Source organism: Pantoea sp. Seng, from assembly GCF_009829935.1.
Classification (GTDB): domain Bacteria; phylum Pseudomonadota; class Gammaproteobacteria; order Enterobacterales; family Enterobacteriaceae; genus Pantoea; species Pantoea communis.
In genome coordinates this window covers 1-26988 of the sequence record NZ_SZZV01000032.1, presented here as the reverse complement: position 1 = coordinate 26988, position 26988 = coordinate 1, and the positions used below count along the sequence as shown (strand labels likewise).

Genomic DNA, 26988 nt, shown 5'->3' with positions numbered 1-26988 from the left:
TGGCGATGGCGCCAGGGCTGGTGCTGCCGGAAAGAAGAGTGCGGCATTACCCAAGGGCGGTAAAAAAGAAGCCGCAACGTTATCCGCTGCGGCCTCCATTAAGATCTTAACTGACAAGCATTACGCCTTCAGGCGGCGTTTTTAATTGTCCGATCGCACGAATATTGTGCGCTATTGCTGAAAAATAGTATGGGTGTGTAAGAATAGCGAAGCGGCGAGAGGTATTGCCGATTATGTTAATTCGCAGACTTAGGTTACTGTAATATTACGGACCAATAATAAGCAGAGGTTCGCGTGCGCGAAAACGAGATCGATATCAATTATTACGCCACCGAAATCCGGAAATTAGCAGCAGCACATCAGGCCGGAGAAACGCTGAGTGATGTAAAGGCCAGGGTGGATAGCCTTATTCAGCGAATGAAGGAGAGTCTTGGTAGTGATAAAGCCTGGCAGGCGAAGAATTGGGAGGCGCTGTTGGATCAGTTGAATATCTATTTGACTAACAAGGTTGATCCGAAGTGGATGACGGTGATCTCTCATGCCAAATTCCGCATTAAAAGCCGCAGACAGACCGCCATCTATTCACGAAAACACTTCAAACAATAAGGCTTTTGCCGCCCGGTCGGGCGGCAAATAAGTTATTCAAGCCAATGGTGGATGGTGAGATTAATCGCGCCGCCGCCGACAATCAGCCAGATAAACAACATCAAACCTAATAACAGCGGACGCAGACCGGCTCGCTTCAGCTGACTGATATGGGTGGTGAGACCCAGTGCGGCCATCGCCATGGCGAGCAGCACGTTATCCAGCTGATTAATGACCGCAATCGCCGAGGCGGGAATCAGATGCGCTGAGTTAAACAGCGCCACCAGAATGAACGCCAGTGCAAACCATGGGAAAGTAATACGCTGTTTTTCCCCGCTGGTGGCCGGTGCGCTGCGGCGTACCATCACTCCAATCACCACCAGGAACGGTGCCAGCATCATTACGCGCAGCATTTTGGCGATCACCGCCGCATTTTCTGTTTCCGGGCTAATGGCATGTCCGGCCGCCACCACCTGCGCCACTTCATGCATGGTCGAACCGGTGTAAATACCAAATTCACTCAGGCTCAGGCCCGGCAGTAATGGCGAAACGCTATGCCAAATCAGCGGGTAAAGGAAAATCGCCAGTGTACCGAAGATCACCACAGTCGCGACCGCCACCGCCACTTTGGACGATTCGGCTTTAATCACCGGTTCGGTCGCCAATACGGCGGCGGCACCGCAAATACTGCTACCTGCACCAATCAACCACGCGGTTTCACGATCCAGTTTCAGGATTTTACGTCCCAGCCAGCAGGCGAGGGTAAAGGTGCTGGTCAGCATCAGTACATCAATCACCACACCGCTGACGCCGACATCCAGCACCTGCTGGAAGGTGAGACGGAAGCCATAAAGGATAATGCCGAGACGCAGCAGTTTCTGTTTGGCAAACTGTACGCCCGCGTCGCAGTGACCGTGCACCGTCGGGAAGAGCGTGTTGCCGATAATGATCCCGCCGATGATGGCCAGCGTCAGGGCGCCTAACCCCAGCTGCGCGACCGACGGCAGATTACCGAGCCATGCCGTTGCCAGCGCAATGGCCGCCGTAAGCAGCAAACCGGGCGCGAAATGCGCCATACCCTGTGAGTGTTTGTGTAGAGAGATATCAGCCATAACGCCTCCTGTGTTGCCGTTATGATGCGGAGAGATGGCTTGAAAGAAAAACTGATTATATCGTTAGAACAAATCTGAATAAGTGGTAAAGACGGGGATGAACGCAGATAAAGGCGGAGAGGGCGCGGCGAAATCGATGTTCGCGGCGCCTTATCGGGTTAGATCACCATACCCAAAATTTGCAGCGTGCTGCGCTGCGAGGCGGTGACGAACGGGATGTCTTTGATGTGCTGCATGCCAAAGGCTTCCCAAAACTTACGTGCACGCACGTTTTCAGCCATCACTTCCAGCCACATGTAACCTTCCTGCTTCTCACGGGCTTCATTGATGATGCTTTGGAACATGATTTTGCCGAAGTTCTTACCGGTCTGATCGGGATTCAGGTAGAGCTTATTCAACATGGCGCCCGTCATGCCGGAATCAGGAACCGGTGTATTCCAGGTGACCTTGGCAAAACCTACCGGGTGATCGGTCTCGGCGATCAGCCAGCTCTCGTTTTCCGCCGCGAGGCTGCTCTGCAGCACCGTCAGGCCATATTCTTTATCGATAAACGCATCCATTTCGTCGGTTGAAACCCACATATGTTTGAAATGCGCGCTGTAGGTCATGCGTCCCAGCTGATGAAGCAGTTCCGCGTCCTCGGCCTGAGCCTTGCGTATGGTGAAATTCATGTAAGATGTCCTGTTATCCGTCCCTATTGATGGTCGTGCAGCCAAACGTTCCATCGCTGACTTTTCAGCAGGGTACTTTAACAGGGAGAGACGGTTCCGACACATGCTAAGTGTGGAATCAGAATAGTGATGCGCCCTCCGACTGGAGAGCGCAGGGATGCGTAAGGCATCAGAACAAATAACGGGCTCCCAGAACAAACTGGTTTTCTACCAGATGCGCTTTCATTTGCTCATCTTTAAGGCCACGAGCGTTCCCGAATGTATTGTATCCGCTCTCTATTTTGCCCATATCCACATAACGGTAGCCAAGGTCCAGGCTCACCTGCTCAATCGGCGTGTAGCTAATACCGGCGCCGACACTGTAGGTCAGGTTGTTTTGCGTGGTTGAAGCATACTGACGAGAGGAGTTGCCTTGCCAACCGCCTGCTTTGATTTTACTGACGCCGACGCCTGCGGTGCCGTACAACGCAACGTTATAGCCGATTTGATAGTCACGATACACGTTCAGCATCAAGCGCTGGACATCGGTTTGCAGATGGTTATAGCTGGAAGTGAAAGTCGATGAACCACTGGTGAATTCGGATTTCTGACCAAAGGTATATTCGCCTTCCGTGCGCCAGCCATTGCCCCATTGATAACCGGCTGCAAGCGCTGCCGCGCCGTTATGTGCCTTTTCATTGCCTGCAACAAATTGCCCCACGCCAGGACGTGCGCTGGTATCCATCTCTTTGGCACGTTGTTCACTTTGCAGATATTTTGCAGAGGCGTAATAGCCCTCACTGGTTTCTGCTGCAACAGCGCTGCCAGCAGCAAACAGCATTGGCATAGCAAAGATTAACGCATTAAGTTTCATATGATTCCGTTCTCATTCTTTATCAGGTAGAGAACGCATCATAAGAAAGGCCAATCACGAGAAAAATTCGGTTGAATACTTAGGCAACCTGGTAGAGTTACGTAAGGTAGCTAAGAGCCTAAACGCAAGGTTTCAGCGCGCCTGGCGGTCTCATAAACGTATTGCAGCATCGGCTCTAAATCGGCATCCGGCCCGGAGCTGATAATTTTGCCACGCAGCCACTCAATTTCGCTGGTGATGTCGGGATGGAAAATGGTGTTGTTCTGCGCGTTACGCAGCCATTTCAGCAGAAAGTTATTCTTGCCGCGCACGCCGGCGGGTTTGCGCGTTTTTGCATTGATCTTCAGCGCCACCAAGATGCAGTAATAGAAATGCACGCGCTGACTGTAGCTCTGGGGGATCATAGGCTGTTACCCGCCATGACATCGCAAAAGTGTGAACCTGATCGGATTTTCATCGTCCTGAATGCCTGCCTGAAAGCGCCATTTGGCGCAGATATGGGCCTTTATCGGCCTTTTTTCCGCCTTGAATCGCGCGGTAACCGCACCATAAGCCAATCGGCGGCGCGGATGCAAGTAAGGAAAATCTGGTAAATGAGGCGTCACCAGGGAAAGAGGGCGGGCAAAATTTAAGGTCTTAAAAAAGCGAAGCGTTATAAAAGGAAAGGGGGCGATTTTTTGCCGTTGCAAAGACCTGAAACAGACACTTTTCTCATGCATTAACCCACTGTGCCTGGCAAAACTGTGATCTCCGTCTAGACTTAATGCTGACGATGTTCGCAGTCAGGTTGCTGTGTTGGCTATAAAGTTGTGCGTTTGTGGAGAGTTACCTATCGCAGTCCCCCGTTTTTGGCTCAATCTCCTCGCCTCAGTCCAGACATCCAACTGAAAACACCCAGCCTGACTTCGAACATCCTGTTAAAGCCTAATGAACAGGAGGAGACGTGACCCCTGCGGTTAATCAGAACAGCACCTTGCCGTCACTCAGCGGCGGTCTTTATGCCTTCTTTTTTGATGTCGACGGCACATTAGCGACCATTCAGTCGCAACCCGAGTCGGTTTCCATCCCCGCATCGGTGCGCCAGCATCTGCAACAAATCTCCAATCTGAGCCATGGCGCCCTGGCGCTGGTATCGGGCCGTCCGATTGCGCAACTGGATGCACTGGTTGCGCCACTGGAAGCGCCTGCGGCGGGCGTGCATGGTGCGGAACGCCGTGACGCCAGTGGGCACGTGCACCGGCATTCGCTGCCTGGCGACATTGCGCAAACGCTGCAAACCGAACTGCAGCAAACACTCGACCAATGGCCAGGCACCCTGCTGGAAGTGAAAGGCATGGCGTTTGCGCTGCACTATCGCAACGCGCCCGAGTACGAAAAATCCATCATGCAACTGGCGGAAGACGCCGTGACGCGCTTTCCTGCGCTGGCACTACAGCCGGGCAAGTGTGTGGTGGAGCTAAAACCGCAGGGCATCGATAAAGGTGCTGCGGTACGTGAATTTATGCAAGAAGCCCCCTTTATTGGCCGCATTCCGGTCTTCGTGGGTGACGATCTGACCGATGAAAAAGGATTTCTCGCCGTTAACGCCATGCAGGGCATTTCAGTCAAGGTCGGAGAAGGCGCCAGCCATGCGCGCTACCGTCTCGACAGCGTTGATGCGGTATGGCACTGGCTGGCGCAACTATTATTACAACTAGAACATGACATCGTCGGTAAGGAGTCAAGGTTATGAGTCGTTTAGTCGTGGTATCTAACCGTATCGCCATTCCGGATAAAGGCAAAGCCAGCGCGGGTGGTCTTGCGGTGGGCATTTTGGACGCGTTACGCACCACCGGAGGCTTGTGGTTTGGCTGGAACGGAGAAATCAGTGAATTCTCTGGCGAGGAAGAAGATGAGCCACTTTCGCAGATGGAACAGGATGGCATTACTTATGCCTCACTGCCGCTCAATCAGAACGATTATGATCAGTACTACTGCCAGTTCTCTAATACCGTTATCTGGCCGGCTTTCCACTATCGTCTGGATTTAGTGCAGTATCAGCGCGAAGCATGGGATGGCTATTGCCGTGTGAACACCTTGCTGGCCCAGCGCCTGAAGCCGCTGCTGCAACCTGACGATGTGTTGTGGATCCATGATTACCATCTGCTGCCGTTTGCGGCCGAGTTGCGCAAACTGGGCGTCAACAATCGTATCGGCTTCTTCCTGCACATTCCGTTCCCGACGCCGGAGATCTTCAATGCTCTGCCACCGCATCAGACACTGCTGGAGATGCTGTGCGATTACGACCTGCTGGGATTCCAGACCGAGTCCGATCGCGTAGCCTTCCTCGATAGCCTCAGCCAGTTGACGCAGTTGCAGAATAAAGGCGAGAAGAAACACCGTGCCTTTGGCAATACCTTTATGACGGAGGTGTATCCGATTGGTATTGAGCCGGATAGCATCAAAGAGATGGCCGAAGGACATCTGCCACCGAAAATGGCGGCGATGAAACGTGAGCTGGGCGATGTACAAAATATTATTGCCAGCGAGCGGCTCGATTATTCAAAAGGATTGCCGGAACGCTTTCTGGCTTATGAGGCACTGCTGGAGAATTTCCCGCAGCATCGCGGCAATATCCGTTATTCACAAATCGCGCCGACGTCCCGTGGCGATGTGCAGGCCTATCAGGATATTCGCCATCAATTAGAGACAGAAGCGGGGCGTATTAATGGTAAGTACGGCACGCTCGGCTGGACACCGCTCTATTATCTGAACCAGCACTTTGATCGCCGCCTATTGATGAAAATCTTCCGCTTAACCGATGTGGGTCTGGTCACGCCACTGCGTGACGGCATGAACCTGGTGGCGAAAGAGTATGTTGCCGCGCAGGACCCGGACGATCCGGGCGTGCTGGTGCTGTCTCGCTTTGCGGGGGCGGCAAACGAACTGACATCGGCACTGATCGTCAATCCTTACGATCGTGATGAAGTCGCCGCCGCACTCGACAGAGCGCTCACCATGCCGCGCACCGAACGTATCTCGCGCTACAACGACATGATGGCGGTGTTGCGCAAGCAGGATATTACGCAATGGCGTGAGAGCTTCCTGCGTGATTTAAATGCGTTACCTGCGCGCAGCGCCGATCATGGTATCGCCAATAAAGTGGCGACCTTCCCGAAACTCGCTTAAATCTGCTTCCCGGTGCGCAATGCTGCGCACCGTTTTCACTGCCCATCTTAAACCTGCGAAATCGTTTTCATTTCCTTAAGGAGTAACTGCCTGACACGGCAGCTAAAATCGCACGTTTTGGTTAAAAAGCGTGCAATCGAACGTGAAAAAAGCTTTTTTTTCATGTCGGCCCTAAAGGTTTGGTTGGTCAGGCCGATAGTTATCTCAAATCAATGCGTCAAATCCCCAATTCATTCATAACACTAATGTAACGCACTGTTACATCCACTGCCGTTCACTAAACACTCCCTACAAAGCCCTAACAGTTCCCAGGCGCGCTGCGTCCAGTCTTCACGCTTATCTATCATCATGGTGGTAGTGCATTTCAGCAATATTCCCTGTAAGTGATTAATTTAGAAGCAAATAGTTTTTACCAAAATCAGCATATTATGCTGCCTTTATGGTTTTAAGTGGCTTCATGTCTCCATTTAAAACCAACTAAACAGATAAAAGATCGCGTTGTCATGACAATCGACCACACAGGCTAAAAAGGGGCTTTTTAGAGTGAAATATTAGCTAAACAATTCAAATTCGCTCAAAAAACGCACAACAGAAAAGCAATACTGAAGCTTCCAGGAAAAAATTTGCCTTAAAAGTGTGACGCAGATCACACTTTATCTAAAATTTCGCACCACTCACGTTGTATGTAGAAATCAGACGATATAGATTTGCGTTGTTTTCGGATTAGTCTTAAAAAACTGTAAGCAGACGTCACGGAAGATGGTTACAACTCAAGAAAAGATTGGCCTGGAGTTTTGACTACTACTGATCAGTGTCCCGGCGGGAAGTGAAACAGTTCAGTACACGTTGGCTTTGCCTGATTATTTTTTGCCATCTTTAGATTTACCAACCAGCAACCCGAACCATAGAACTTTTAATTCTGTGGCCGTATATGTGTCGCGTCTATCAGGATGGAAAAAAATGGGTACATCAGAATTACTAAAACATATATATGACATCAATCTGTCATATTTGCTTCTTGCTCAGCGTTTAATTAACCAGGAAAAAGCTTCAGCAATGTTTCGTTTAGGCATCGATGAATCGATGGCAGATGCATTGTCGCAATTAACCTTGCCTGAGATGGTAAAATTAGCGGAAACCAATCAACTGGTTTGCCAGTTCCGCTTTACCGATCACAACCATATTAACCGTTTGACTCAAGAATCACGCGTGGATGACCTGCAGCAAATCCACACCGGCATTTTATTATCCAGCCGTTTACTGCGGAACGCGTCAAAAGATGATGCCTCTGCGAAGAAGAGGGCGGTTTAATGACCGAAAAAAGTATTGTTCAGGAAGCGCGCGATATTCAGCTGGCCATGGAGCTGATTACGTTGGGCGCACGACTGCAAATGCTGGAAAGCGAAACCCAGTTGAGCCGTGGTCGCCTGATTAAACTGTATAAAGAGCTGCGTGGTGCACCACCACCGAAAGGCATGCTGCCATTCTCAACCGATTGGTTCATGACCTGGGAACAAAATATTCACTCATCCATGTTCTGTAATGCCTGGCAGTTCCTGCTGAAAACCGGGCTGAGCAATGGTGTTGAAGCGGTCATCAAAGCGTATCGCTTGTATCTTGAGCAGTGTCCGCAATCGGACGAGGGCCCGCTGTTGGCGCTAACGCGTGCATGGACCCTGGTGCGATTCGTTGAAAGCGGCATGCTGGAATTGTCTGACTGTAAATGCTGTGGCGGGAGCTTTATTAATCATGCTCATCAGCCTGTTGGCAGCTTTGTTTGCAGCCTATGCCAGCCGCCATCACGTGCCGTAAAAAGACGTAAACTTTCTGCAGATTCTGCCGATACCTTTCCACAACTGCTGGATGAACAGGTTAAACGCGCCGTTTAAGTTTGTTCGCATCGTGGAAAACATCCAGCAGCGGCTTAGTCCGCTGCTTTTTTTTTGCCCACGATTTACGAATAACACCTGCGGCTCTCTGGCTTAACTTCTACCAACACGTTACGGACGTAAGGATTTTTTGTGCTGATTATTCTGGGTTATATCGTGGTCGTCGGCTCCGTGTTGGGCGGCTATATGATGGTCGGTGGCCATCTGGGGGCGCTTTATCAACCTGCCGAGCTGATTATTATCGGCGGTGCCGGTATTGGTGCCTTTTTAGTGGGCAACAATGGCAAGTCGATCAAGAAAACATTAAAAGCCTTGCCAATGTTAATGCGCGGCTCGAAATATAACAAAGCTGTATACATGGATTTAATGGCACTGCTGTATCGCCTGATGGCGAAATCACGTCAGCAAGGCATGCTGTCATTAGAACGTGACATTGAAGATCCCAGCCAGAGCGAAATTTTTGCTAACTATCCGCGTATTTTGTCCGATAAACAGTTGGTGGATTTTATTACCGACTATTTGCGATTGATGGTGAGCGGAAATATGAATGCGTTTGAAATCGAAGCGCTGATGGACGAAGAGATCGAGACCTACGAGCACGAGTGTGAAGTGCCGGCGCAAAGTATATCGGCCATGGGCGATGGCTTACCTGCCTTCGGTATCGTGGCGGCGGTAATGGGCGTGGTACACGCACTGGCCTCAGCCGATCGCCCGGCAGCAGAGTTGGGCGCGCTGGTCGCACACGCCATGGTGGGAACCTTCCTCGGTATCTTGCTGGCTTATGGCTTTATCTCGCCGCTGGCGTCAGTGCTGCGTCAGAAGTGTGCTGAAACCACCAAAATGATGCAGTGCGTCAAGGTGACTTTGCTCTCCAGTCTGAATGGTTACGCACCGCAGATCGCCGTGGAGTTTGGGCGTAAAACCCTGTATTCCGCTGAGCGTCCGTCGTTCTCCGAGCTGGAAGAACATGTGCGTAACGCGAAAAATCCTGCGAAACAAACCTCGGATCAGAACTCATGAAGGCAGGCAATCGCCCCATTGTGCTGGTTAAAAAGCGCAAACATAAAGGTCATCATGGCAGCCACGGCTCGTGGAAGATTGCCTATGCCGACTTTATGACGGCGATGATGGCGTTCTTTATGGTGATGTGGCTGCTCTCAATTTCCAGCCCGAAAGAGTTGATTCAGATTGCAGAATACTTTCGTACACCGCTGAAAGTCGCGCTGACCGGTGGCCAGCGCAGCAGCGACAGCGAAAGCCCGATTCCCGGTGGCGGTGACGATCCAACACGTAAAGACGGCGAAGTGAAGAAAGTGGTCGATATGGATGCGCAGAAGAAAAAGCTGGAGGAGATTCGTCTGAATCGTCTGCGCGAAAAGCTGGACCAGTTGATTGAAGCCGATCCGCGTCTGAAAGCACTGCGTCCGCATCTGATCATCAACATGGTGGAAGAGGGGCTGCGCATTCAGATTATTGATAGCCAGAACCGCCCAATGTTCAAAACCGGTAGCGCAGAAGTGGAGCCGTACATGCGTGACATCCTGCGCGCCATTGCGCCGGTTCTGAATGATATTCCGAACAAAATCAGCCTGGCTGGCCATACGGATGACTTCCAGTATGCGACGGGCGATCGCGGCTACAGTAACTGGGAACTCTCAGCCGACCGCGCCAATGCCTCACGTCGTGAACTGGTGATTGGCGGGCTGGATGGGGGCAAAATGCTGCGCGTGGTGGGCATGGCTGACACCATGAAGTTAAAGAATCGTGGTTCGAACGATGCTGTAAACCGTCGTATCAGTCTGCTGGTGTTGAACCATGACACCCAGGCTGCGATTGAGAAAGAGAACTCTGAGAGCGATGCCGCGCAGATAACTGACCCGGCACAAATTATTCCCGACATTACCGCACCGACCGGTCCCGCTGCATCTGCTGCACCCGCAAGTTCTACCGCGACTCCGGCTTCGCCGGCCAGTGCGGTGGCGCCTGCACCAGCAGCGCAGCCAGCGGCAGGCGCGGTGACACCAGACCAACCCTCACAGCCGAGGTGATCCCGTGAGCATGGACATCAGCGATTTTTACCAGACGTTTTTCGATGAAGCCGATGAGCTGTTAGCGGATATGGAGCAACACCTGTTGGGATTGGATCCCCAGGAGCCCGATTCCGAGCAGTTGAATGCCATCTTCCGCGCCGCCCACTCCATTAAGGGCGGAGCCGGTACGTTTGGCTTTACGGTTTTACAGGAAACCACCCACATCCTGGAAAACATTCTGGATGGTGCGCGCCGCGGCGAAATGCAGCTTAGCACCGACATCATCAACCTGTTTTTGGAAACCAAAGATATTATGCAAGAACAGCTCGATGCCTATAAAACGGCGCAGGAACCCAACGCAGAAAACTTCAAATATATCTGCGAAGCACTGCGTCAGCTGGCGCTGGAAGCCAAAGGAATCGCACCCGAGCCGGCAAAAGTGGCCGACGTGGTGGAGATCGCCGCAGCCCCGGCCACTGCCGCGGGTTTACGCCTGCAACTGATCGATTTGAAAGAGAAAGAGCCGGAACTGATGCTGGAGGAGCTGGGTAATCTCGGCACTGTCTCCAACGTGGTGAAAGGCACCAACTCGCTGGAAGTGACCATTGATGGCGTCGGTAAAGACGACATCGTTGCGGTGCTCTGTTTTGTGATTGATGAAGCGCAGATTCACTTCCCGGAAGGCGCGGCCACCGTCGCAGCAGCACCTGCCGAAGCCGTTGCGGTGGAAGCCCCTGCACCGGTGCAAACCGCCACCGTAACCGACATCACCCCGCCAGCCAAACGTGAAGCGAAACGTGCGGCAGCGCCGGCCAAAACCAGCGAATCCAGCAGTATTCGTGTTGCGGTTGAGAAGGTGGATCAGCTGATCAACCTGGTCGGCGAATTGGTGATTACCCAATCAATGCTGGCACAACGTTCTGGCGAACTGGATCCTGTGGCTCACGGCGACCTGCTGAACAGCATGGGCCAGCTGGAGCGTAACGCGCGTGACCTGCAAGAGTCGGTGATGTCGATTCGTATGATGCCGATGGAGTATGTGTTTAGCCGCTTCCCGCGTCTGGTGCGCGATCTGGCCAGCAAGCTGGGCAAAGAAGTGGAGCTGACGCTGCTGGGTAGCTCTACTGAACTGGATAAGAGCCTGATCGAGCGCATTATCGATCCGTTAACGCATCTGGTGCGTAACAGCCTTGACCACGGTATCGAAACGCCAGAGAAGCGTCTGGCATCGAGCAAAACAGCGGTGGGCAATCTGACGCTGTCAGCGGAACATCAGGGCGGCAATATCTGCATCGAAGTGATCGATGACGGTGCCGGTCTGAACCGTGAACGTATTCTGGCGAAAGCCCTGTCCTCTGGCCTGCCGGTCAGCGACAGCATGAGCGATGAAGAAGTTGGCATGCTGATCTTCGCGCCGGGCTTCTCAACGGCGGAGCAGGTGACTGACGTGTCCGGCCGTGGTGTGGGCATGGACGTGGTGAAACGAAACATTCAGGAGATGGGCGGTCACGTCGAAATCTCCTCGAAGCAGGGCAAAGGCACCACTATTCGCATCCTGCTGCCACTGACGCTGGCCATCCTTGATGGCATGTCAGTGCGCGTGGCGGATGAAGTGTTCATTCTGCCACTAAACGCGGTGATGGAATCCCTGCAGCCAACGGCTGAAGAGCTGAAACCGCTGGCCGGTGGCGAGCGCGTGCTGGAAGTGCGTGGCGAATACCTGCCGCTGGTTGAGCTGTGGAATGTGTTTGATGTGCAGAATGCCAAAACCGACGCGACCCAGGGCATCGTGGTGATTCTGCAGAGCGCAGGCCGTCGTTATGCACTGCTGGTGGATCAGCTGATTGGCCAGCATCAGGTGGTGGTGAAGAACCTGGAAAGCAACTACCGCAAAGTGCCGGGCATTTCTGCCGCCACCATCCTCGGCGATGGTAGTGTGGCGCTGATTGTGGATGTCTCTGCACTGCAATCGTTGAACCGTGAAAAGCGTGTGGCCGGTGCCGCAGCGTAATAGATAAATAAAGGGCAAAAAAATGACTGACATGGCAACCGTGACCAAAATCGCTGGCGAAACCGTGGGCCAGGAATTCTTAGTTTTCACCCTGGGTGACGAAGAGTACGGCATCGACATTCTTAAAGTGCAGGAGATTCGGGGTTACGATCAGGTAACGCGTATCGCCAACACCCCAGAATTCATCAAGGGTGTGACGAACCTGCGTGGCGTGATCGTGCCAATCATCGACCTGCGTGTGAAGTTCGCGCAGCAGGATGTGGAATACAACGAAAACACCGTGGTGATCGTGCTGAATCTTGAGCACCGCGTCGTGGGTATCGTGGTGGATGGCGTGTCTGACGTGCTGTCTCTGATGCAGGAACAGATTCGTCCGGCACCGGAATTCGCGGTCACCATGTCCACCGAGTACCTGACCGGCCTCGGCGCACTGGGCGAACGTATGCTGATTCTGGTCGACATCGAGAAGCTGCTGAGCAGCGAAGAGATGGCGCTGGTGGATACGCTGCGTAGCGCGTAATCATCGACAATCACGGGCTGGCAGCATCGGCCCGTGATAATTCCGCTCTGAAATAATCCCTATAAAAATCAGATAATAACAATATTTATTCACACAACTTTCATTAAACTCCCTGCCTCGCCCGCCGATAAATATTGCGTTCCATTTACTTACTTTTCCCAGGGCTATCTATGTTAAAAAAAATTCGCGTCGTCACCAGTCTGCTGGTGGTGCTACTGATGTTTGGCCTGCTGCAGGTCATATCCGGTTCAATATTCCTCAAAGCCTTAAACGACGACAAATCCAGCTTCAATGTGTCGCAGTTAGCGAGCCAAAACCTTTCGGCGCTGAATGATGCTTACATGAGCCTCAACCAAAGCCGTGTTGTGTTGACGCGCATCCAGTTGCGTATCGCCACCAGTAAACTGGCCAACAAAGAGCCGGATATTGAGGGGCTGTTCAACGACAGCAAACAATTCCAGCAAAAAGCAGCGGAAAATTTCAAACTCTATAAAGCGATTCCGGATACACCGGGACAAAATAAGGAACTCACAGGTCAACTGGATGAGGGCTATACCGCTTACGCCACGGCATTGAGCCAGATGCAGGATGCGCTTCTCGCCAACGATTTATCGAAAGCGGGCAGTGTGCCGGTGGCACCGAGCCAAAGTAAATTCCTGAAAACTTACACCGACTGGCGTGCGGATGTGGCGAAACTGGCAGCACAAGGCCAGGAAAGAAATGCCGATGCCTTCAGCCGCATGAGCTGGATTCTGGGCGCTATCATGGTGGTGGTATTAGTGGTGATTGGACTGTGCTGGGTGAACCTGCGTCGCATCCTGATTAATCCATTGAACACTAACATTGCCCACATTCAGTCGATCGCGCAGGGTGACCTGACCCAGAGTGTTATCGTTGAAGGCCGCAATGAGATGAGCCAACTGGCGAGCAGCCTGCATGACATGCAGCAGTCGCTGGTGCGTACTGTCAGTAACGTGCGTGACGGATCTGATGCCATCTTCACCGGTGCGAGTGAAATCTCGGCAGGTAACAACGATCTTTCTGCTCGTACGGAAGAGCAGGCTGCCTCGCTGGAACAGACCGCAGCCAGCATGGAACAGCTGACCGCGACAGTGAAACAGAACGCCGAAAATGCCCGCCAGGCGTCACAGCTGGCGTTGAGTGCCTCGGAAACCGCGCAAAAGGGCGGCAACGTGGTGGAAGGCGTCGTACGCACCATGAGCGATATCGCCGGGAGTTCAAAGAAGATCGCTGATATCACCAGCGTGATTGACGGTATCGCCTTCCAGACCAACATCCTTGCGCTGAACGCCGCGGTGGAAGCGGCGCGCGCTGGCGAGCAGGGGCGTGGCTTTGCGGTGGTGGCAGGTGAAGTTCGCAACCTGGCACAGCGCAGCGCCCAGGCGGCGAAAGAGATTAAGGGTCTGATTGAAGATTCTGTCAATCGCGTCAACAGCGGTTCGCAGCTGGTGGGTACCGCCGGTGAAACCATGAGTGAGATCGTCAATGCGGTCACCCGTGTGACCGATATTATGGGCGAAATCGCCTCAGCGTCTGATGAACAGAGTCGTGGTATCGATCAGGTCGGTCAGGCTGTGACGGAAATGGACCGCGTGACCCAACAGAACGCCTCGCTGGTAGAAGAGTCTGCTGCGGCAGCGGCTTCGCTGGAAGAGCAGGCCAGCCGTCTGAGCCAGTCTGTGGCGGTATTCCGTGTGCCGCGTGCCGAACAGCTTGGCATGGCCAGTGCCGTGGTGCGCCATCCGCAGATCGCGCCGCCGGTGTTGAGTGCACCACGCAAAGCTGTGACTGCACCAGTCAGCGACAGTAACTGGGAAACGTTTTAATCGTTTGCAGTGGTGTGCGCTGGCGCACCCACTGCCGCAATATCCTTTTATTCCAAAAGCATCAATGCGCTTTTATCGTTTGCCCGATAAAGGCGCATTTTTTTTAATGACAATTTCTTTAGTTATAAAACTCTGTAAAGAAAGTTATTGGCAGAATTATATTTCGTAAAATCCGCTAAAGCCCCTCAAAATTTAACAACTGCGGTCGATAACAGCGGGAGCCGAAATGCCTCACTCTTTGGAGAACCCATGTTAAAACGAATCAATGTTGTCACCAGCCTGATCGCAGTCTTGCTGGTCTTTGGTGCTTTGCAGTTACTGTCGGGCGGATTGTTCTGGTCTGCCTTACAAAAAGATAAAGAAGCTTTTGCCGTGGCACAGACGTCGTCCAACAACGTCGGCGCGATGTCCGATGCCTGGATCGAACTCAACCAGACCCGTACCGTGTTAAACCGCGCGATGCTGCGCATGCAGGGCAGTATGGCGGCACAGTCCAACGGCGGCCAGCTTCAGGCGCTGATTGCACAGACTGAAAAGCAGCTGGATGTGGCTGCCGGGCACTACCAGCGTTACTACGATCTGCCGGGTACGCCAGGCTTGCCGGACGCACTGCGCGATCGCCTGGAAACGGACTACGCCGCCTTCAACGATGGCCTGAAAGCGATGCTGGAACGTTTAAAAGCCAACGATCTGCAAGGCATGTTTGCGCAGAACATTGAAGCCAAACAGGTGAAGATGAAGGCCACCTATGCTGAGTGGCGCACGGCGCAAAGCACACTGGCGGCGGAAGGCGTGGCGCAAAATCAGCAAGCGTTCCATATGATGATGTGGCTGCTGGCAGTGGTGGCGCTGGTGGTGGTGGTCGTAATTGTCGGCTGCTGGTTTGGCCTGCGTGCGGTACTGATCCAGCCATTGCATCAGCTGCTGGGCCATATCCGCCATATCGCTTCTGGCGATCTGACGCAGCATATTGCCGTGGAAGGACGCAACGAGATGAGCCAACTGGCGGCCAGCCTGCATGAGATGCAGCAGTCGCTGGTGCGTACCGTCAGCAACGTGCGTGACGGCTCTGATGCCATCTTTACCGGCGCGAGCGAAATCTCGGCGGGCAACAACGATCTCTCCGCGCGTACTGAAGAGCAGGCGGCTTCGCTGGAACAGACGGCGGCCAGCATGGAGCAACTGACGGCTACCGTGAAGCAGAATGCCGAGAACGCCCGTCAGGCATCTCAGCTGGCGCTCAGTGCTTCTGATACCGCGCGTAAAGGTGGCGAAGTGGTGGATGGTGTTGTGCGCACCATGCATGACATTGCTGGCAGTTCGAAGAAAATCGCCGATATCATCAGCGTGATCGATGGCATTGCTTTCCAGACCAATATTCTGGCACTGAACGCGGCGGTAGAAGCGGCGCGTGCCGGTGAGCAAGGGCGTGGCTTTGCGGTGGTGGCCGGTGAAGTGCGTAATCTGGCACAGCGCAGTGCGCAGGCAGCCAAAGAGATTAAAGGCCTGATTGAAGACTCGGTGAACAGGGTGAACAGCGGTTCACAGCTGGTGGGTACTGCCGGTGAAACCATGAATGATATCGTCGGTGCGGTGACGCGCGTGACCGATATCATGGGCGAAATTGCTTCAGCATCTGATGAGCAGAGTCGCGGTATCGATCAGGTCGGCCATGCCGTCACCGAGATGGATCGCGTGACCCAGCAGAATGCCTCGCTGGTGGAAGAATCCGCCGCTGCAGCGGCGTCACTGGAAGAGCAGGCCAGCCGTTTGAGCCAGTCAGTGGCGGTGTTCCGCGTGCCGCGTGCTTCACAGGCCACTGCCGCAGTGCGTCAGCCACAGAGCGCGCAGCCAATGCTGAGTGCACCACGCAAAGCCGTGACGGCGCCCGTCAGTGACAGCAACTGGGAGACATTTTAAACGTTTTTAACCGGGCGCACGCAGGTGCGCCCGCACACCTGTCGCCACACTTTAATTTATCCCTGATCCTCCCTAATTCCCGCTGGTCCAACCCGTTGCAGACAACTTAAAGATCCCCCTGCGAACGCCGATAACAGGAGCGATCCGCCAACCAATGAGGTGTTTATGTTTAGTCGTATTCGTGTCGTTTCCGGGCTGTTATGTGTGCTGGCACTGTTTGCCTTGCTGCAGCTGTTTTCCGGAGGGATGTTTTTTACCACGGTGAAAGCCGATAAAGAGAATTTTGCCTACAACCAGCGTCTCAGCACGCTGCAACGGGCGATGGGCACCTCTTGGGTATCGCTGGTTCAGGCGCGTAACACGCTGAACCGTGCAGGGATCCGCTATTTGCTGGATAGCCAGCAGGCTGGATCAGGTGCGACCGTGAAAGAACTGGTGGCGCTGGCAAGTGAGGAGTTGAAAAACGCTGACCAGGCTTTTGCCGAGTTCAACGCGAATTTGTCTGAGAAGGGCAAAAGCGCAGAGAACGTTAAGACGCTGCAGGCCAACTACAACGCCTTCCGTGGTGGACTGGCCGAGCTGATTGATTTCCTGGGTAACGGGAACTTTAAAGGCTTTGTCGATCAACCAACGCAGGGTATGCAGGATAAATTCGAGAAGGATTACACCGCATGGCTGAACTACAACATCGTGCTGGCAAAGCAGGGTATTGATGCCAACGAAAGCGCCTATCAGCACTCCATCATGCTGGTGATCGGTACTTTACTGGTGACCCTGCTGGTGATTGCACTGGTGTGGAGCGGCATGCGCAACGTGCTGATTCGTCCGTTGAAACAGAGCATCGACCATATCCGTCACATCGCACGTGGTGATTTGACGCAGCAGATTGATGTCAGTATGCGCAACGAGATGGGTGAATTGCTCAGCTCACTGCAGCACATGCAGCAGGAGCTGGCGAATACCGTGCGTACCGTGCGTGATGGTTCAGACGCTATCTACACCGGTGCCAGCGAAATCGCCATGGGTAACAACGATCTCTCTTCACGTACTGAACAGCAGGCCGCTTCTCTGGAAGAGACGGCTGCCAGCATGGAGCAGTTGACCGCGACCGTGAAGCAGAACGCCGAAAACGCCCGTCAGGCTTCACAACTGGCGCTGACTGCCTCTGAAACCGCGCAGCACGGCGGCAAAGTGGTGGATGGCGTGGTCACCACCATGAAAGAGATCACCGGCAGCTCGAAGAAAATCGCCGACATCATCAGTGTGATCGATGGCATCGCGTTCCAGACCAACATTCTGGCACTCAACGCGGCGGTTGAAGCGGCACGTGCGGGTGAACAGGGCCGTGGCTTTGCGGTGGTGGCGGGTGAGGTGCGCAGTCTGGCACAGCGCAGCGCCCAGGCAGCGAAAGAGATCAAAGGTCTGATCGAAGATTCGGTGAGTCGCGTCAACACCGGTTCGGTACTGGTGGAGAGCGCAGGCGAAACCATGACCAACATCGTCAACGCCGTCACTCGCGTCACCGACATCATGGGCGAAATCGCCTCGGCGTCGGATGAGCAGAGTCGCGGAATCGACCAGGTGGGTCTGGCCGTGAACGAGATGGATCGCGTGACACAGCAGAACGCCGCGCTGGTAGAAGAGTCAGCCACGGCGGCTGCCGCACTGGAAGATCAGGCCAGTCGACTGAAACAGTCGGTTGCGGTGTTCAATATTGGTAAAGAATTTGTCGCTCAGGCCGTTAACCTATCTACAGCGCCAAAAATGTTGCGTCCAGCCGCAGTCAAAGCGCTGGCTCAACCCGCAGGTGCACGTAGCGCGGACGATAACTGGGAAACCTTTTAATCCGTATGGCCGCCGCAAGGCGGCCCAACTGGCAGCGCAGCAGTAATCGCAGTATCACAATTTAATCAGTTTGTTGCCGGGTGACCTGACATGAAGAAATCGACGTTATTGGATCAAAGTGAAGCAACAACGCTGCTCTCGCAAATGGTGCAGCGCCTGCCGCTTTCAGATACGCATTTTCGTCGTATCAGCCAGCTGATCTATCAACGCGCAGGCATCGTGCTGGCCGATCACAAGCGGGAGATGGTTTATAACCGCTTAGTGCGCCGTTTGCGCACGCTGAACATTGATGATTTTGGTCGTTATCTGGCGTTGCTGGAGCAAGACCAGAACAGTGCAGAATGGCAGGCGTTTATTAACGCACTGACCACCAATCTGACCTCATTTTTCCGCGAGGCGCACCATTTCCCGATCCTCGCGGATCATGCGCGTAAGCGCAGTGGCAGTTACAGCGTGTGGAGTACCGCCGCCTCAACCGGCGAAGAGCCGTACTCCATCGCCATGACGCTGGCGGAAACGCTGGGTACCGGACCGGGTAAGTTCCAGGTGCACGCCAGCGACATTGATACACAGGTACTGGAAAAAGCCGTGGCGGGGGTGTACCGCCAGGAAGAGCTGCGCACCTTATCGCAATCGCAGCTGCAACGCTTTTTCCTGCGTGGCACCGGCCCGCATGAAGGTATGGTACGCGTTCGCTCCGATCTCGCCAGCATGGTGAACTATTCGCAGCTGAATTTACTGGCCAACGACTGGGCGTTGCCGGGTCCGTTCGACGCAATTTTCTGTCGCAACGTGATGATCTATTTCGATAAAGAGACGCAGGAAAAAATTCTGCGCCGTTTCGTTCCCCTGCTGAAGCCCGGCGGTGTGCTGTTCGCTGGACACTCAGAGAACTTCAGCCAGATCAGTAAAGAGTTCTGGCTGCGTGGACAGACAGTCTATGGATTGACCAAGGAAAGACGATGAGCAAAATCACCGTGATGTGCGTGGATGACTCCGCGCTAATGCGACAGTTGATGACGGAGATCATCAACAGCCACGCCGATATGGAGATGGTCGCTACCGCGCCCGATCCGTTGGTGGCGCGGGATTTAATCAAGCAATACAACCCACAGGTGCTGACACTGGACGTCGAGATGCCGCGTATGGATGGCCTCGACTTCCTTGAGAAGTTAATGCGCCTGCGTCCGATGCCAGTCGTGATGGTGTCATCGCTGACCGGTAAAGGATCGGAAGTGACATTACGCGCGCTGGAATTGGGCGCAGTGGATTTCGTCACTAAGCCGCAGTTGGGTATTCGCGAAGGCATGCTGGCGTACAGCCAGATGATCGCCGACAAAATTCGCGCAGCGGCGCGAGCCAAATTGCATGCGCGCCCGGCCACACCCGGCCCGGTGATGCTGAAAGCTGGCCCGCTGCTGAGTAGTGAGAAGCTGATTGCGATTGGCTCTTCCACTGGCGGCACCGAGGCGATTCGCCATGTACTGCAGCCGCTGCCCGCGACCAGCCCGGCGCTGCTGATCACGCAGCACATGCCGCCAGGGTTTACCCGCTCGTTTGCTGAGCGCCTGAACAAGCTCTGCCAGATCACCGTGAAAGAAGCGGAAGATGGCGAACGTATTTTGCCCGGTCATGCCTATATCGCACCGGGCGCGATGCACATGGAGTTGAGCCGTAGTGGCGCCAACTACGTGGTGAAACTGAATGATGGCCCGCCGGTGAACCGTCATAAGCCCTCTGTTGACGTGCTGTTCCGGTCCGTGGCGGTGCACGCAGGACGAAATGCCGTGGGTGTCATCCTTACCGGGATGGGTAACGACGGTGCCGCCGGGATGCTGGAAATGCATCGCGCCGGTGCCTGGACCATCGCGCAGGATGAAGCAAGTTGCGTCGTCTTTGGTATGCCGCGCGAAGCGATTGCGATGGGCGGCACCAGTGAAGTAGTCGATTTAGGACACATCAGTCAGCACATGCTGGCAAAAATTAGCGCCGGACAGGCATTGCGAATTTAACGAGCCCGTCCTGCCGGACGAGACAACACAGGAGTAGATATGGCTGATAAAAACATGCGCTTTTTGGTGGTGGATGACTTCAATACGATGCGTCGTATCGTCCGCAACCTGCTGAAAGAGCTGGGATTCAACAACGTTGAAGAAGCAGAGGACGGTGTTGATGCACTGACCAAACTGCGTGCGGGTGGTTTTGATTTCGTGGTATCCGACTGGAACATGCCCAACATGGACGGTCTGGAACTGCTGCAGACCATTCGTGCGGACGCGGCGTTGAGCAAACTGCCGGTGCTGATGGTCACCGCCGAAGCGAAAAAAGAGAACATCATTGCAGCTGCCCAGGCCGGTGCCAGCGGTTATGTAGTGAAGCCGTTCACCGCAGCCACGCTGGAAGAAAAGCTGGGTAAAATTTTCGAAAAACTGGGTATGTAAGGAGATGTGATGAGCGACCTTTCGAAACCAACCGAAGAAGCCTCGGCACACGACATTATTACCCGTATCGGCTCGCTGACGCGTATGTTGCGCGACAGCCTGCGCGAATTGGGGTTAGACCAGGCGATTGCCGAAGCGGCGGAAGCGATTCCGGACGCGCGTGACCGTCTGGATTACGTGGTGCAGATGACGGCGCAAGCGGCAGAACGCGCACTCAACTGCGTTGAAGCCGCGCAGCCACACCAGGACCAAATGGAAGCCAACGCCAACAAGCTGAAAGGCCGTTGGGATGCGTGGTTTGAAAACCCGATTGAGCTGGCGGATGCACGCGAGTTGGTTTCGGATACGCGCGAATTTCTCAGTGATGTGCCGTCGCATACCTCGTACACCAACAAGCAGCTGCTTGAGATCATGATGGCGCAGGATTTCCAGGACCTTACCGGCCAGGTGATCAAGCGCATGATGGATGTGATCCAGGAGATCGAGCGTCAGTTGCTGATGGTGTTGCTGGAGAATATGCCTGAAGCCAACGCTGCCGCGCGTAAAGACGCCAGCAGCCTGTTGAATGGTCCACAGATCCATGCCAATGCACCTGGCGTGGTAGCGAACCAGGATCAGGTGGATGACTTGCTGGATAGCTTAGGTTTCTAATCAGCATTGAGGGGGCGGCTGCGAGTGGGCCGCCCCTGAATTGATGCTCAAAACACCGCGCGTTTTTTTGTCTCTTCAATGCCTGCCACCAACACCTGTACCCCTAACGCTTCAAACGCTGCAATCTGCGCCGGCGTAATCCCGCGATCGGTAATCAAATAATGGATTTTGCTCCAGTCACAGGGCAGGGCAAACATCGACACCTTATCGATTTTGCTGGAGTCTGCCACCACAAATACCGTACTGGCGGAGTTGATCATCGCCATCTTCACTTTGATATCCGTCTCACTGGGGAAGCTTAACCCGAGGCGGGGCGAAATACAGGCGGTGGCGAGAAACAGCTTTTCGGCCAGCACGTTTTCAAAGAAAGAAGCGGCTTTCTCACCGGACGTCGAGAGTGTTGGAAATTTGAAGGTCCCCCCCGTCAGCAGGATATTAATCCCCGGTTCGCCCCCCAGCTTCAGCGCAATATTCACCGCCGTGGTGATCACCGATAAACGACGGATGTGGCCAATTGCTTCCGCAATGGCGGTGGTGGTGGTGCCAGAATCGAAAATCACCGTATCCCCATTTTCCACATACTGCGCGGCGAGCCGGCCAATGGCTTCTTTCTCATCAAGGTGAGTTTGACGCTCAAGCAGCAGTGCGCCGGTGTTCTGCTTACCGGTCATCAGCGTGGCGCCACCGTGATAACGCTGCACATGCCCGGCTTTTTGCAGCATACGCAAATCGGTGCGGATGGTTGCCTCGGTCAGGCCAAAGGTATCGGTAAGCGCTTTAACCGTGACTGTGCCGTCTTCGCGGATCATCTCCAGGATCTTCTCACGACGCTGCTGCATATCAGCCAGCTGCTCAGATTTGCTTTTCAATCGAAATGCTCCCTCTTTCCAATCACGGTCTGGTTTTGGCAATAAGAAAACCCGTGATGATTTTACTCTGCGCACCAGGGATTTGCGAGGCGGCTCGCACAAAGATGCATTTTCGAATGAAAATAAGATAAAGCCATGCAATTGATTTCACATAGACCTGCCAGCCGTTATTTCTATATCACAAAACGTGATATTTAGTTATTTACTTAAAATACAGTAAGATAAAAATAGTTTGCATCATTTGTATGAAATTTGATCTCACCCACAAACCATTGCGAAACGATAGCTTATATTTTTGTTCGAAAATCAATGTTACTGCAAACCTATCCGGCCAGAGATAACCAGAGCCGCTGAACATGCACACAGGAGAGAAGGGATGAGTGGGGAATACGATGTCAACCTGCGCTACGGCGTAAATACCGATCTGGACCTCACCGGCAAGGTGGCGGTGGTGACCGGTGGCCTCGGTGGAATTGCCATGGCCAGTAACGCCATGCTGTTAGAGAAAGGTGCACGGCTGGCCCTGCTTTACCCTCCATTCGAAAGCGATCGCGTGGCGGCTGTGCAGGAACAATTCTCTGCCGATCGTGTACTGCTGGTGTGCTGTGACGTGACCGATGCTGGCTCAGTCGAGACGGCGTTCAACCAGGTTGAACAGCATTACGGCCACATTGATATCCTGGTGAACTGCGCGGGTTATGTGATGTTACAGCCGGTACTGGAAACCGACTTTGCCGAGTGGCAAAAGCAGATCGCCGTCAATCTCACCGGTCCTTTTCTTTGCTCACAAGCGGCGGGCAAACGCATGGTGCGCGCCGGTAATGGCGGCAAGATCATCAATATCGCTTCACAGGCCGCTTCCATCGCCATTGATAACCACGTGGCCTATACCTCTGCCAAAGCGGGTCTACTCGGTATGACTAAAGTGATGGCCAAAGAGTTCGCACCACACCGTATCAACGTCAATACCTTGTCACCCACCGTGGTGCTGACGCCGATGGGCGAAAAGGCCTGGCGCGGTGAGAAGGGCGAACAGATGAAAAAACTGATCCCGCTAGGGCGTTTTGCTTACACCGATGAAATTGCCGCTGCCGTGTTGTTCTTCGCCAGCAACGGCAGCGACATGATCACCGGCGCAGATTTAATGATCGATGGCGGCTTCACCATCTGGTAATGCCGCGCCAGCACCAGTAAGGCCTCAACCCTGCAATAACAACAAAACAATGAGAGAGCACGAACATGAAAAAACGTACCCTGTTATTCACTGCCATTGCCAGTTGCCTGATCGCCCAATCCAGTTTCGCTGCCGACAAAGGCACCATCATGATTCTGGTGAACTCACTGGATAACCCCTATTACGCTTCCGAAGCCAAAGGCGCCAACCTGAAAGCGCAAGAGCTGGGCTATAAAACCAGCGTGCTGTCGCACGGTGAAGACGTTAAGAAGCAGAGCGAACTGATCGATGCCGCAATCGGTAAAAAAGTGCAGGGCATTGTGCTGGATAACGCCGACTCCACCGCCAGCGTCGCAGCAATCAAAAAAGCCAAAGATGCGGGGATCCCCGTGGTGCTGATCAACCGTGAAATTCCGGTCGACGATGTGGCGCTGGCGCAGATCACCCACAACAACTTCCAGGCGGGTTCTGATGTGGCCAACGTGTTTGTGGAGAAGATGGGTGAAAAAGGCAGCTATGCCGAATTGACCTGTAACCTCGCGGACAATAACTGTGTCACCCGCTCGAAATCCTTCCACCAGGTGCTGGATCAGTATCCGGATATGAAATCTGTCGCGCGTCAGGATGCGAAAGGCACCCTTATCGATGGCAAACGCATTATGGACAGCATTCTGCAGGCCCATCCCGATGTAAAAGGCGTGATCTGTGGTAACGGTCCGGTGGCGCTGGGCGCGATTGCGGCACTTAAAGCCGCAGGCCGCAACGATGTCACCGTGGTGGGTATCGACGGCAGCAACGACGAGCGTGATGCGGTAGAAAAAGGCGATCTGAAAGCTACGGTAATGTTGCAGGCGCAGGCTATTGCTGCGCAGGGCGTGACCGATCTCGACAACTTCATCCAGAAAGGGGTGAAGCCGGAGAAGCAGCGCGTGATGTTCCGCGGCATTTTAATCACCCCGGACAATGCTAAAGGTGTGCAGGACTTTAACTACAAGTCGTAATCAATAATCGGTGCGCCTGCACAGCAGGCGCCCAGGAGAATGAGATGCACAAACGACTCTGGTTACTGCTTCCTATCGTGATCCTTAGCGGTTGCCGCATTGTGTCGCAGCAGGAGCTGGCCGACCTGAAAAATCCCCCCAATCCCAAAATGGCCAATATTGCTCAGACCTGGCAGCAGAAACTGGTGCCGCAGATTCAGCACGATGCGAAGCCGGTGGCGGAACTGCTGAATGCGCTAAAGTCCGCCAAAGATTTTGACAGCGCCTGTCAAACCTACGGCTACCGCGCACAGGAAGAGAACCCCTGTGTCTTTAGCGTCAAGGTCAGCGGTGAGGTGACAGCGGTGAATACCACTTCGCGCAATGGCCGCATGACGGTGAAAGATGTTTCCGGCGATAACGTGACGGTGCAGGTCGGTCCGATTTTCCCTGGCACGGTGCTGCGTGATGCCTATAAAGGGGCCAGCTATCAGGACTTTAACGATCAGGTGCTGTTTGGCGACTACAGCCGCGCCATTAATCAGCAGGCTGCCAACATGATGAGCGCCTTCAAGCCCAAAGTCGGCGATAAGGTGCAAATTTCCGGCGTGTTTAGCAGCTTCGATACGCCTGAGCAGGTGCCGAATGTCACACCTGCTGCCATCGTGCGGCAGTAAGGAGCGGGTATGCAAAATCCTCAAAGTGACGTGATCATCGAAACCCGTAATGTGTCACGTATTTACCCCGGCGTGACTGCCCTCGATCAGGTGAATTACCGCGTCTATCGCAACAAAGTGAACGTGCTGATTGGCGAAAACGGTGCCGGTAAATCCACCATGATGAAGATGCTGGCGGGCGTGGAAACGCCTTCATCCGGTGAAATTCTGCTGGACGGAGAAGTGGTGTCGCTAAGCTCCACTCATCAGGCGGAAAAACACGGTATCAGCATCATCTTTCAGGAACTTAACCTGTTCCCCAACATGAACGTGATGGACAACATCTTTATCGCCAACGAGTTTTTCCAGCGCGGTGTGATCAACGAAAAATATCAGTATGCGCTGGCGAAATCATTACTGGAGCGGCTGGAGCTGGATGTTGACCCTTATGCGCCACTGGGCGAACTGGGGATCGGCCATCAGCAACTGGTCGAGATCGCCCGAGCGCTGTCCAAAGATACGCGTGTGCTGATCATGGATGAACCCACCAGTGCGCTGAGCCAGTCTGAAGTCAAAGTGTTGTTCAACGTGATTGACCAGCTGAAGCGGCGTGGTGTGACCATCATCTATATCTCGCATCGGCTGGAAGAGCTGATGGAAATTGGCGATCACATCACCATTTTCCGTGACGGTTGTTTTATCAGCGAGCGGGAAGTGCGTGATGCGTCAGTTCCCTGGATCATCGAACAGATGGTCGGTGACAAGAAAAAGCACTTCGACTATCAGCCCGCAGCACAGGGCGAAACGATTTTGCACGTCAACGGCCTGACGGCGCTGCATCAGAATGGTGGCTATAAGCTCAATGATGTGTCGTTCTCATTGCGTAAGGGCGAAGTGATCGGTATTTACGGTTTGCTGGGCGCGGGGCGCACCGAGCTGTTTAAAGGGCTGATTGGCATGATGCACTGCCAGTCTGGCAGCGTCAGTTTGAATGGCGAAGTGCTGGATAAACGCAACTTCCAGCAGCGCCTGAAAAAAGGCATTGCGCTGGTACCGGAAGACCGACAAACCGAAGGCGTGGTGCAGTTGATGTCGATCACCGCCAACATGACGTTAAGCGATCTCAGCTTGCGCGGTTTTCGCCGTGCGCTGCGCTTACTCAATCCCCACAAAGAGCAACGTCGCGTCGATGAAATGATTGGTCATCTCGCCATCAAAGTGAGCGATCCAGAACTGCCGATTACCTCACTCAGCGGCGGTAACCAGCAGAAAGTGGTGCTGGGAAAAGCGCTGATGACGGGCCCTCAAGTGGTTTTGCTGGATGAACCCACGCGTGGGATCGATGTGGGGGCCAAAACGGACGTGTACCACCTGATTGGCAATCTCGCACAGCAAGGTCTGGCGGTGATGTTCTCCTCTTCTGAACTGGACGAGGTGATGGCACTGGCCGATCGCATTTTGGTGATGGCCGATGGCCGTATTACCGCCGACTTACCGCGCAGCGCGGCAACGCGAGAAGCGCTGATTAGCGCCTCAACACCGCATGATTGAGCCCGCAGGAGAGCAATAAATGAACCAGAAATACCTGCTTTATATGTACTTGCTGAAAGCGCGAACCTTTATCGCGTTACTGATCGTGGTCGGCTTTTTTAGCTTTATGGTGCCTAATTTCCTGACCACTTCAAACTTACTGATCATGACGCAGCATGTTGCCATCACCGGGCTGCTGGCGATTGGTATGACGCTAGTGATCCTGACGGGTGGCA

At 53.7% G+C, this 26988-nt stretch carries 26 protein-coding genes and 1 pseudogene; 21 read left to right on the top strand and 6 right to left on the bottom strand.

Going from position 1 to position 26988, the window contains the following annotated elements; genetic code table 11:
• Nucleotides 1-294 precede the first annotated feature (294 nt).
• Nucleotides 295-606, top strand: coding sequence for a hypothetical protein (locus tag FD737_RS22805; RefSeq protein WP_058959704.1), 312 nt, complete (start codon nucleotides 295-297; stop codon nucleotides 604-606).
• A gap of 32 nt (nucleotides 607-638) precedes the next feature.
• On the opposite strand, the gene FD737_RS22800 is transcribed toward FD737_RS22805, so the two are convergent.
• The 5 genes from FD737_RS22800 to FD737_RS22780 form a co-directional block, all read right to left on the bottom strand.
• Nucleotides 639-1697, bottom strand: a complete 1059-nt coding sequence (locus FD737_RS22800; protein ID WP_160834655.1) for a YeiH family putative sulfate export transporter — start codon at nucleotides 1695-1697, stop codon at nucleotides 639-641.
• A gap of 158 nt (nucleotides 1698-1855) precedes the next feature.
• Nucleotides 1856-2368 (bottom strand): GNAT family N-acetyltransferase, encoded by a 513-nt coding sequence (locus tag FD737_RS22795; protein ID WP_034821865.1) that lies wholly within the window; start codon nucleotides 2366-2368, stop codon nucleotides 1856-1858.
• Between the two features lie 169 nt (nucleotides 2369-2537).
• Nucleotides 2538-3221: an outer membrane protein gene (locus FD737_RS22790; protein WP_160834654.1), complete on the bottom strand. Its 684-nt coding sequence runs from the start codon at nucleotides 3219-3221 to the stop codon at nucleotides 2538-2540.
• Between the two features lie 110 nt (nucleotides 3222-3331).
• Nucleotides 3332-3625, bottom strand: a complete 294-nt coding sequence (locus FD737_RS22785) for a hypothetical protein (RefSeq protein WP_202403471.1) — start codon at nucleotides 3623-3625, stop codon at nucleotides 3332-3334.
• A gap of 6 nt (nucleotides 3626-3631) precedes the next feature.
• Nucleotides 3632-3940, bottom strand: coding sequence for a hypothetical protein (locus tag FD737_RS22780; protein ID WP_160834653.1), 309 nt, complete (start codon nucleotides 3938-3940; stop codon nucleotides 3632-3634).
• Nucleotides 3941-4164: 224 nt separating this feature from the next.
• On the opposite strand from FD737_RS22780, the gene otsB reads away from it, so the two are divergent.
• From otsB to cheZ, 15 genes are all read left to right on the top strand, one after another.
• Nucleotides 4165-4953: a trehalose-phosphatase gene (gene otsB / locus FD737_RS22775; protein ID WP_034821859.1), complete on the top strand. Its 789-nt coding sequence runs from the start codon at nucleotides 4165-4167 to the stop codon at nucleotides 4951-4953.
• Entirely contained in the window at nucleotides 4950-6389 is a 1440-nt protein-coding gene (gene otsA, locus FD737_RS22770) for an alpha,alpha-trehalose-phosphate synthase (protein WP_097119233.1), read from the top strand. Before otsB ends, otsA begins: the two co-directional genes overlap by 4 nt.
• Nucleotides 6390-7349: 960 nt before the next feature.
• Nucleotides 7350-7700: a flagellar transcriptional regulator FlhD gene (gene flhD / locus FD737_RS22765; RefSeq protein ID WP_034821852.1), complete on the top strand. Its 351-nt coding sequence runs from the start codon at nucleotides 7350-7352 to the stop codon at nucleotides 7698-7700.
• Complete coding sequence (gene flhC / locus FD737_RS22760; RefSeq protein WP_034821849.1) at nucleotides 7700-8278, top strand: flagellar transcriptional regulator FlhC; 579 nt, start codon at nucleotides 7700-7702, stop codon at nucleotides 8276-8278. The genes flhD and flhC overlap by 1 nt, the downstream gene beginning before the upstream one ends.
• A gap of 132 nt (nucleotides 8279-8410) precedes the next feature.
• Nucleotides 8411-9298 (top strand): flagellar motor stator protein MotA, encoded by an 888-nt coding sequence (gene motA, locus FD737_RS22755; protein ID WP_034821846.1) that lies wholly within the window; start codon nucleotides 8411-8413, stop codon nucleotides 9296-9298.
• The gene (gene motB, locus FD737_RS22750) at nucleotides 9295-10326 is read left to right on the top strand and encodes a flagellar motor protein MotB (RefSeq protein WP_034821843.1); all 1032 of its coding nucleotides are present in this window, start codon (nucleotides 9295-9297) and stop codon (nucleotides 10324-10326) included. The genes motA and motB overlap by 4 nt, the downstream gene beginning before the upstream one ends.
• A 10-nt stretch (nucleotides 10327-10336) precedes the next feature.
• Complete coding sequence (gene cheA / locus FD737_RS22745) at nucleotides 10337-12319, top strand: chemotaxis protein CheA (RefSeq protein ID WP_202404638.1); 1983 nt, start codon at nucleotides 10337-10339, stop codon at nucleotides 12317-12319.
• Nucleotides 12320-12341: 22 nt separating this feature from the next.
• Nucleotides 12342-12839 carry a chemotaxis protein CheW gene (gene cheW, locus FD737_RS22740; protein ID WP_034821837.1) on the top strand — a complete coding sequence of 166 codons (498 nt, stop codon included), beginning with the start codon at nucleotides 12342-12344 and terminating at the stop codon, nucleotides 12837-12839.
• 170 nt (nucleotides 12840-13009) lie between these two features.
• Nucleotides 13010-14686 carry a methyl-accepting chemotaxis protein gene (locus FD737_RS22735; protein WP_160834651.1) on the top strand — a complete coding sequence of 559 codons (1677 nt, stop codon included), beginning with the start codon at nucleotides 13010-13012 and terminating at the stop codon, nucleotides 14684-14686.
• Nucleotides 14687-14935: 249 nt separating this feature from the next.
• Nucleotides 14936-16606 carry a methyl-accepting chemotaxis protein gene (locus tag FD737_RS22730; RefSeq protein ID WP_160834650.1) on the top strand — a complete coding sequence of 557 codons (1671 nt, stop codon included), beginning with the start codon at nucleotides 14936-14938 and terminating at the stop codon, nucleotides 16604-16606.
• Between the two features lie 165 nt (nucleotides 16607-16771).
• Nucleotides 16772-18451 (top strand): methyl-accepting chemotaxis protein, encoded by a 1680-nt coding sequence (locus tag FD737_RS22725; protein ID WP_097119237.1) that lies wholly within the window; start codon nucleotides 16772-16774, stop codon nucleotides 18449-18451.
• 90 nt (nucleotides 18452-18541) lie between these two features.
• Nucleotides 18542-19417: a protein-glutamate O-methyltransferase CheR gene (gene cheR / locus FD737_RS22720; RefSeq protein ID WP_034821825.1), complete on the top strand. Its 876-nt coding sequence runs from the start codon at nucleotides 18542-18544 to the stop codon at nucleotides 19415-19417.
• Nucleotides 19414-20463, top strand: a complete 1050-nt coding sequence (locus FD737_RS22715) for a chemotaxis response regulator protein-glutamate methylesterase (RefSeq protein ID WP_160834649.1) — start codon at nucleotides 19414-19416, stop codon at nucleotides 20461-20463. Before cheR ends, FD737_RS22715 begins: the two co-directional genes overlap by 4 nt.
• A 39-nt stretch (nucleotides 20464-20502) precedes the next feature.
• On the top strand, nucleotides 20503-20892 hold the full coding sequence (cheY, locus tag FD737_RS22710; RefSeq protein WP_007892562.1) for a chemotaxis response regulator CheY: 390 nt from the start codon (nucleotides 20503-20505) through the stop codon (nucleotides 20890-20892).
• 9 nt (nucleotides 20893-20901) lie between these two features.
• A complete protein-coding gene (gene cheZ, locus FD737_RS22705; RefSeq protein WP_160834648.1) occupies nucleotides 20902-21543 on the top strand; it encodes a protein phosphatase CheZ in 642 nt (213 codons plus the stop codon).
• Nucleotides 21544-21590: 47 nt separating this feature from the next.
• Here cheZ and FD737_RS22700 read toward each other — a convergent pair whose 3' ends face one another.
• Complete coding sequence (locus tag FD737_RS22700) at nucleotides 21591-22412, bottom strand: DeoR/GlpR family DNA-binding transcription regulator (protein WP_160834647.1); 822 nt, start codon at nucleotides 22410-22412, stop codon at nucleotides 21591-21593.
• A 376-nt stretch (nucleotides 22413-22788) separates the two neighbouring features.
• Between FD737_RS22700 and FD737_RS22695 the strand changes: the two genes are divergently transcribed.
• The 5 genes and pseudogenes from FD737_RS22695 to FD737_RS22675 form a co-directional block, all read left to right on the top strand.
• Nucleotides 22789-23586, top strand: a complete 798-nt coding sequence (locus tag FD737_RS22695) for a GolD/DthD family dehydrogenase (RefSeq protein WP_034821811.1) — start codon at nucleotides 22789-22791, stop codon at nucleotides 23584-23586.
• Between the two features lie 65 nt (nucleotides 23587-23651).
• Nucleotides 23652-24587, top strand: coding sequence for a D-ribose ABC transporter substrate-binding protein (locus tag FD737_RS22690; protein WP_058959717.1), 936 nt, complete (start codon nucleotides 23652-23654; stop codon nucleotides 24585-24587).
• 44 nt (nucleotides 24588-24631) lie between these two features.
• Nucleotides 24632-25243 carry a DUF2291 family protein gene (locus FD737_RS22685; RefSeq protein WP_034821806.1) on the top strand — a complete coding sequence of 204 codons (612 nt, stop codon included), beginning with the start codon at nucleotides 24632-24634 and terminating at the stop codon, nucleotides 25241-25243.
• Between the two features lie 9 nt (nucleotides 25244-25252).
• Nucleotides 25253-26773 carry a sugar ABC transporter ATP-binding protein gene (locus tag FD737_RS22680; protein WP_160834646.1) on the top strand — a complete coding sequence of 507 codons (1521 nt, stop codon included), beginning with the start codon at nucleotides 25253-25255 and terminating at the stop codon, nucleotides 26771-26773.
• Nucleotides 26774-26792: 19 nt separating this feature from the next.
• A pseudogene (locus tag FD737_RS22675) lies at nucleotides 26793-26988 on the top strand (ABC transporter permease); the annotation flags it as partial.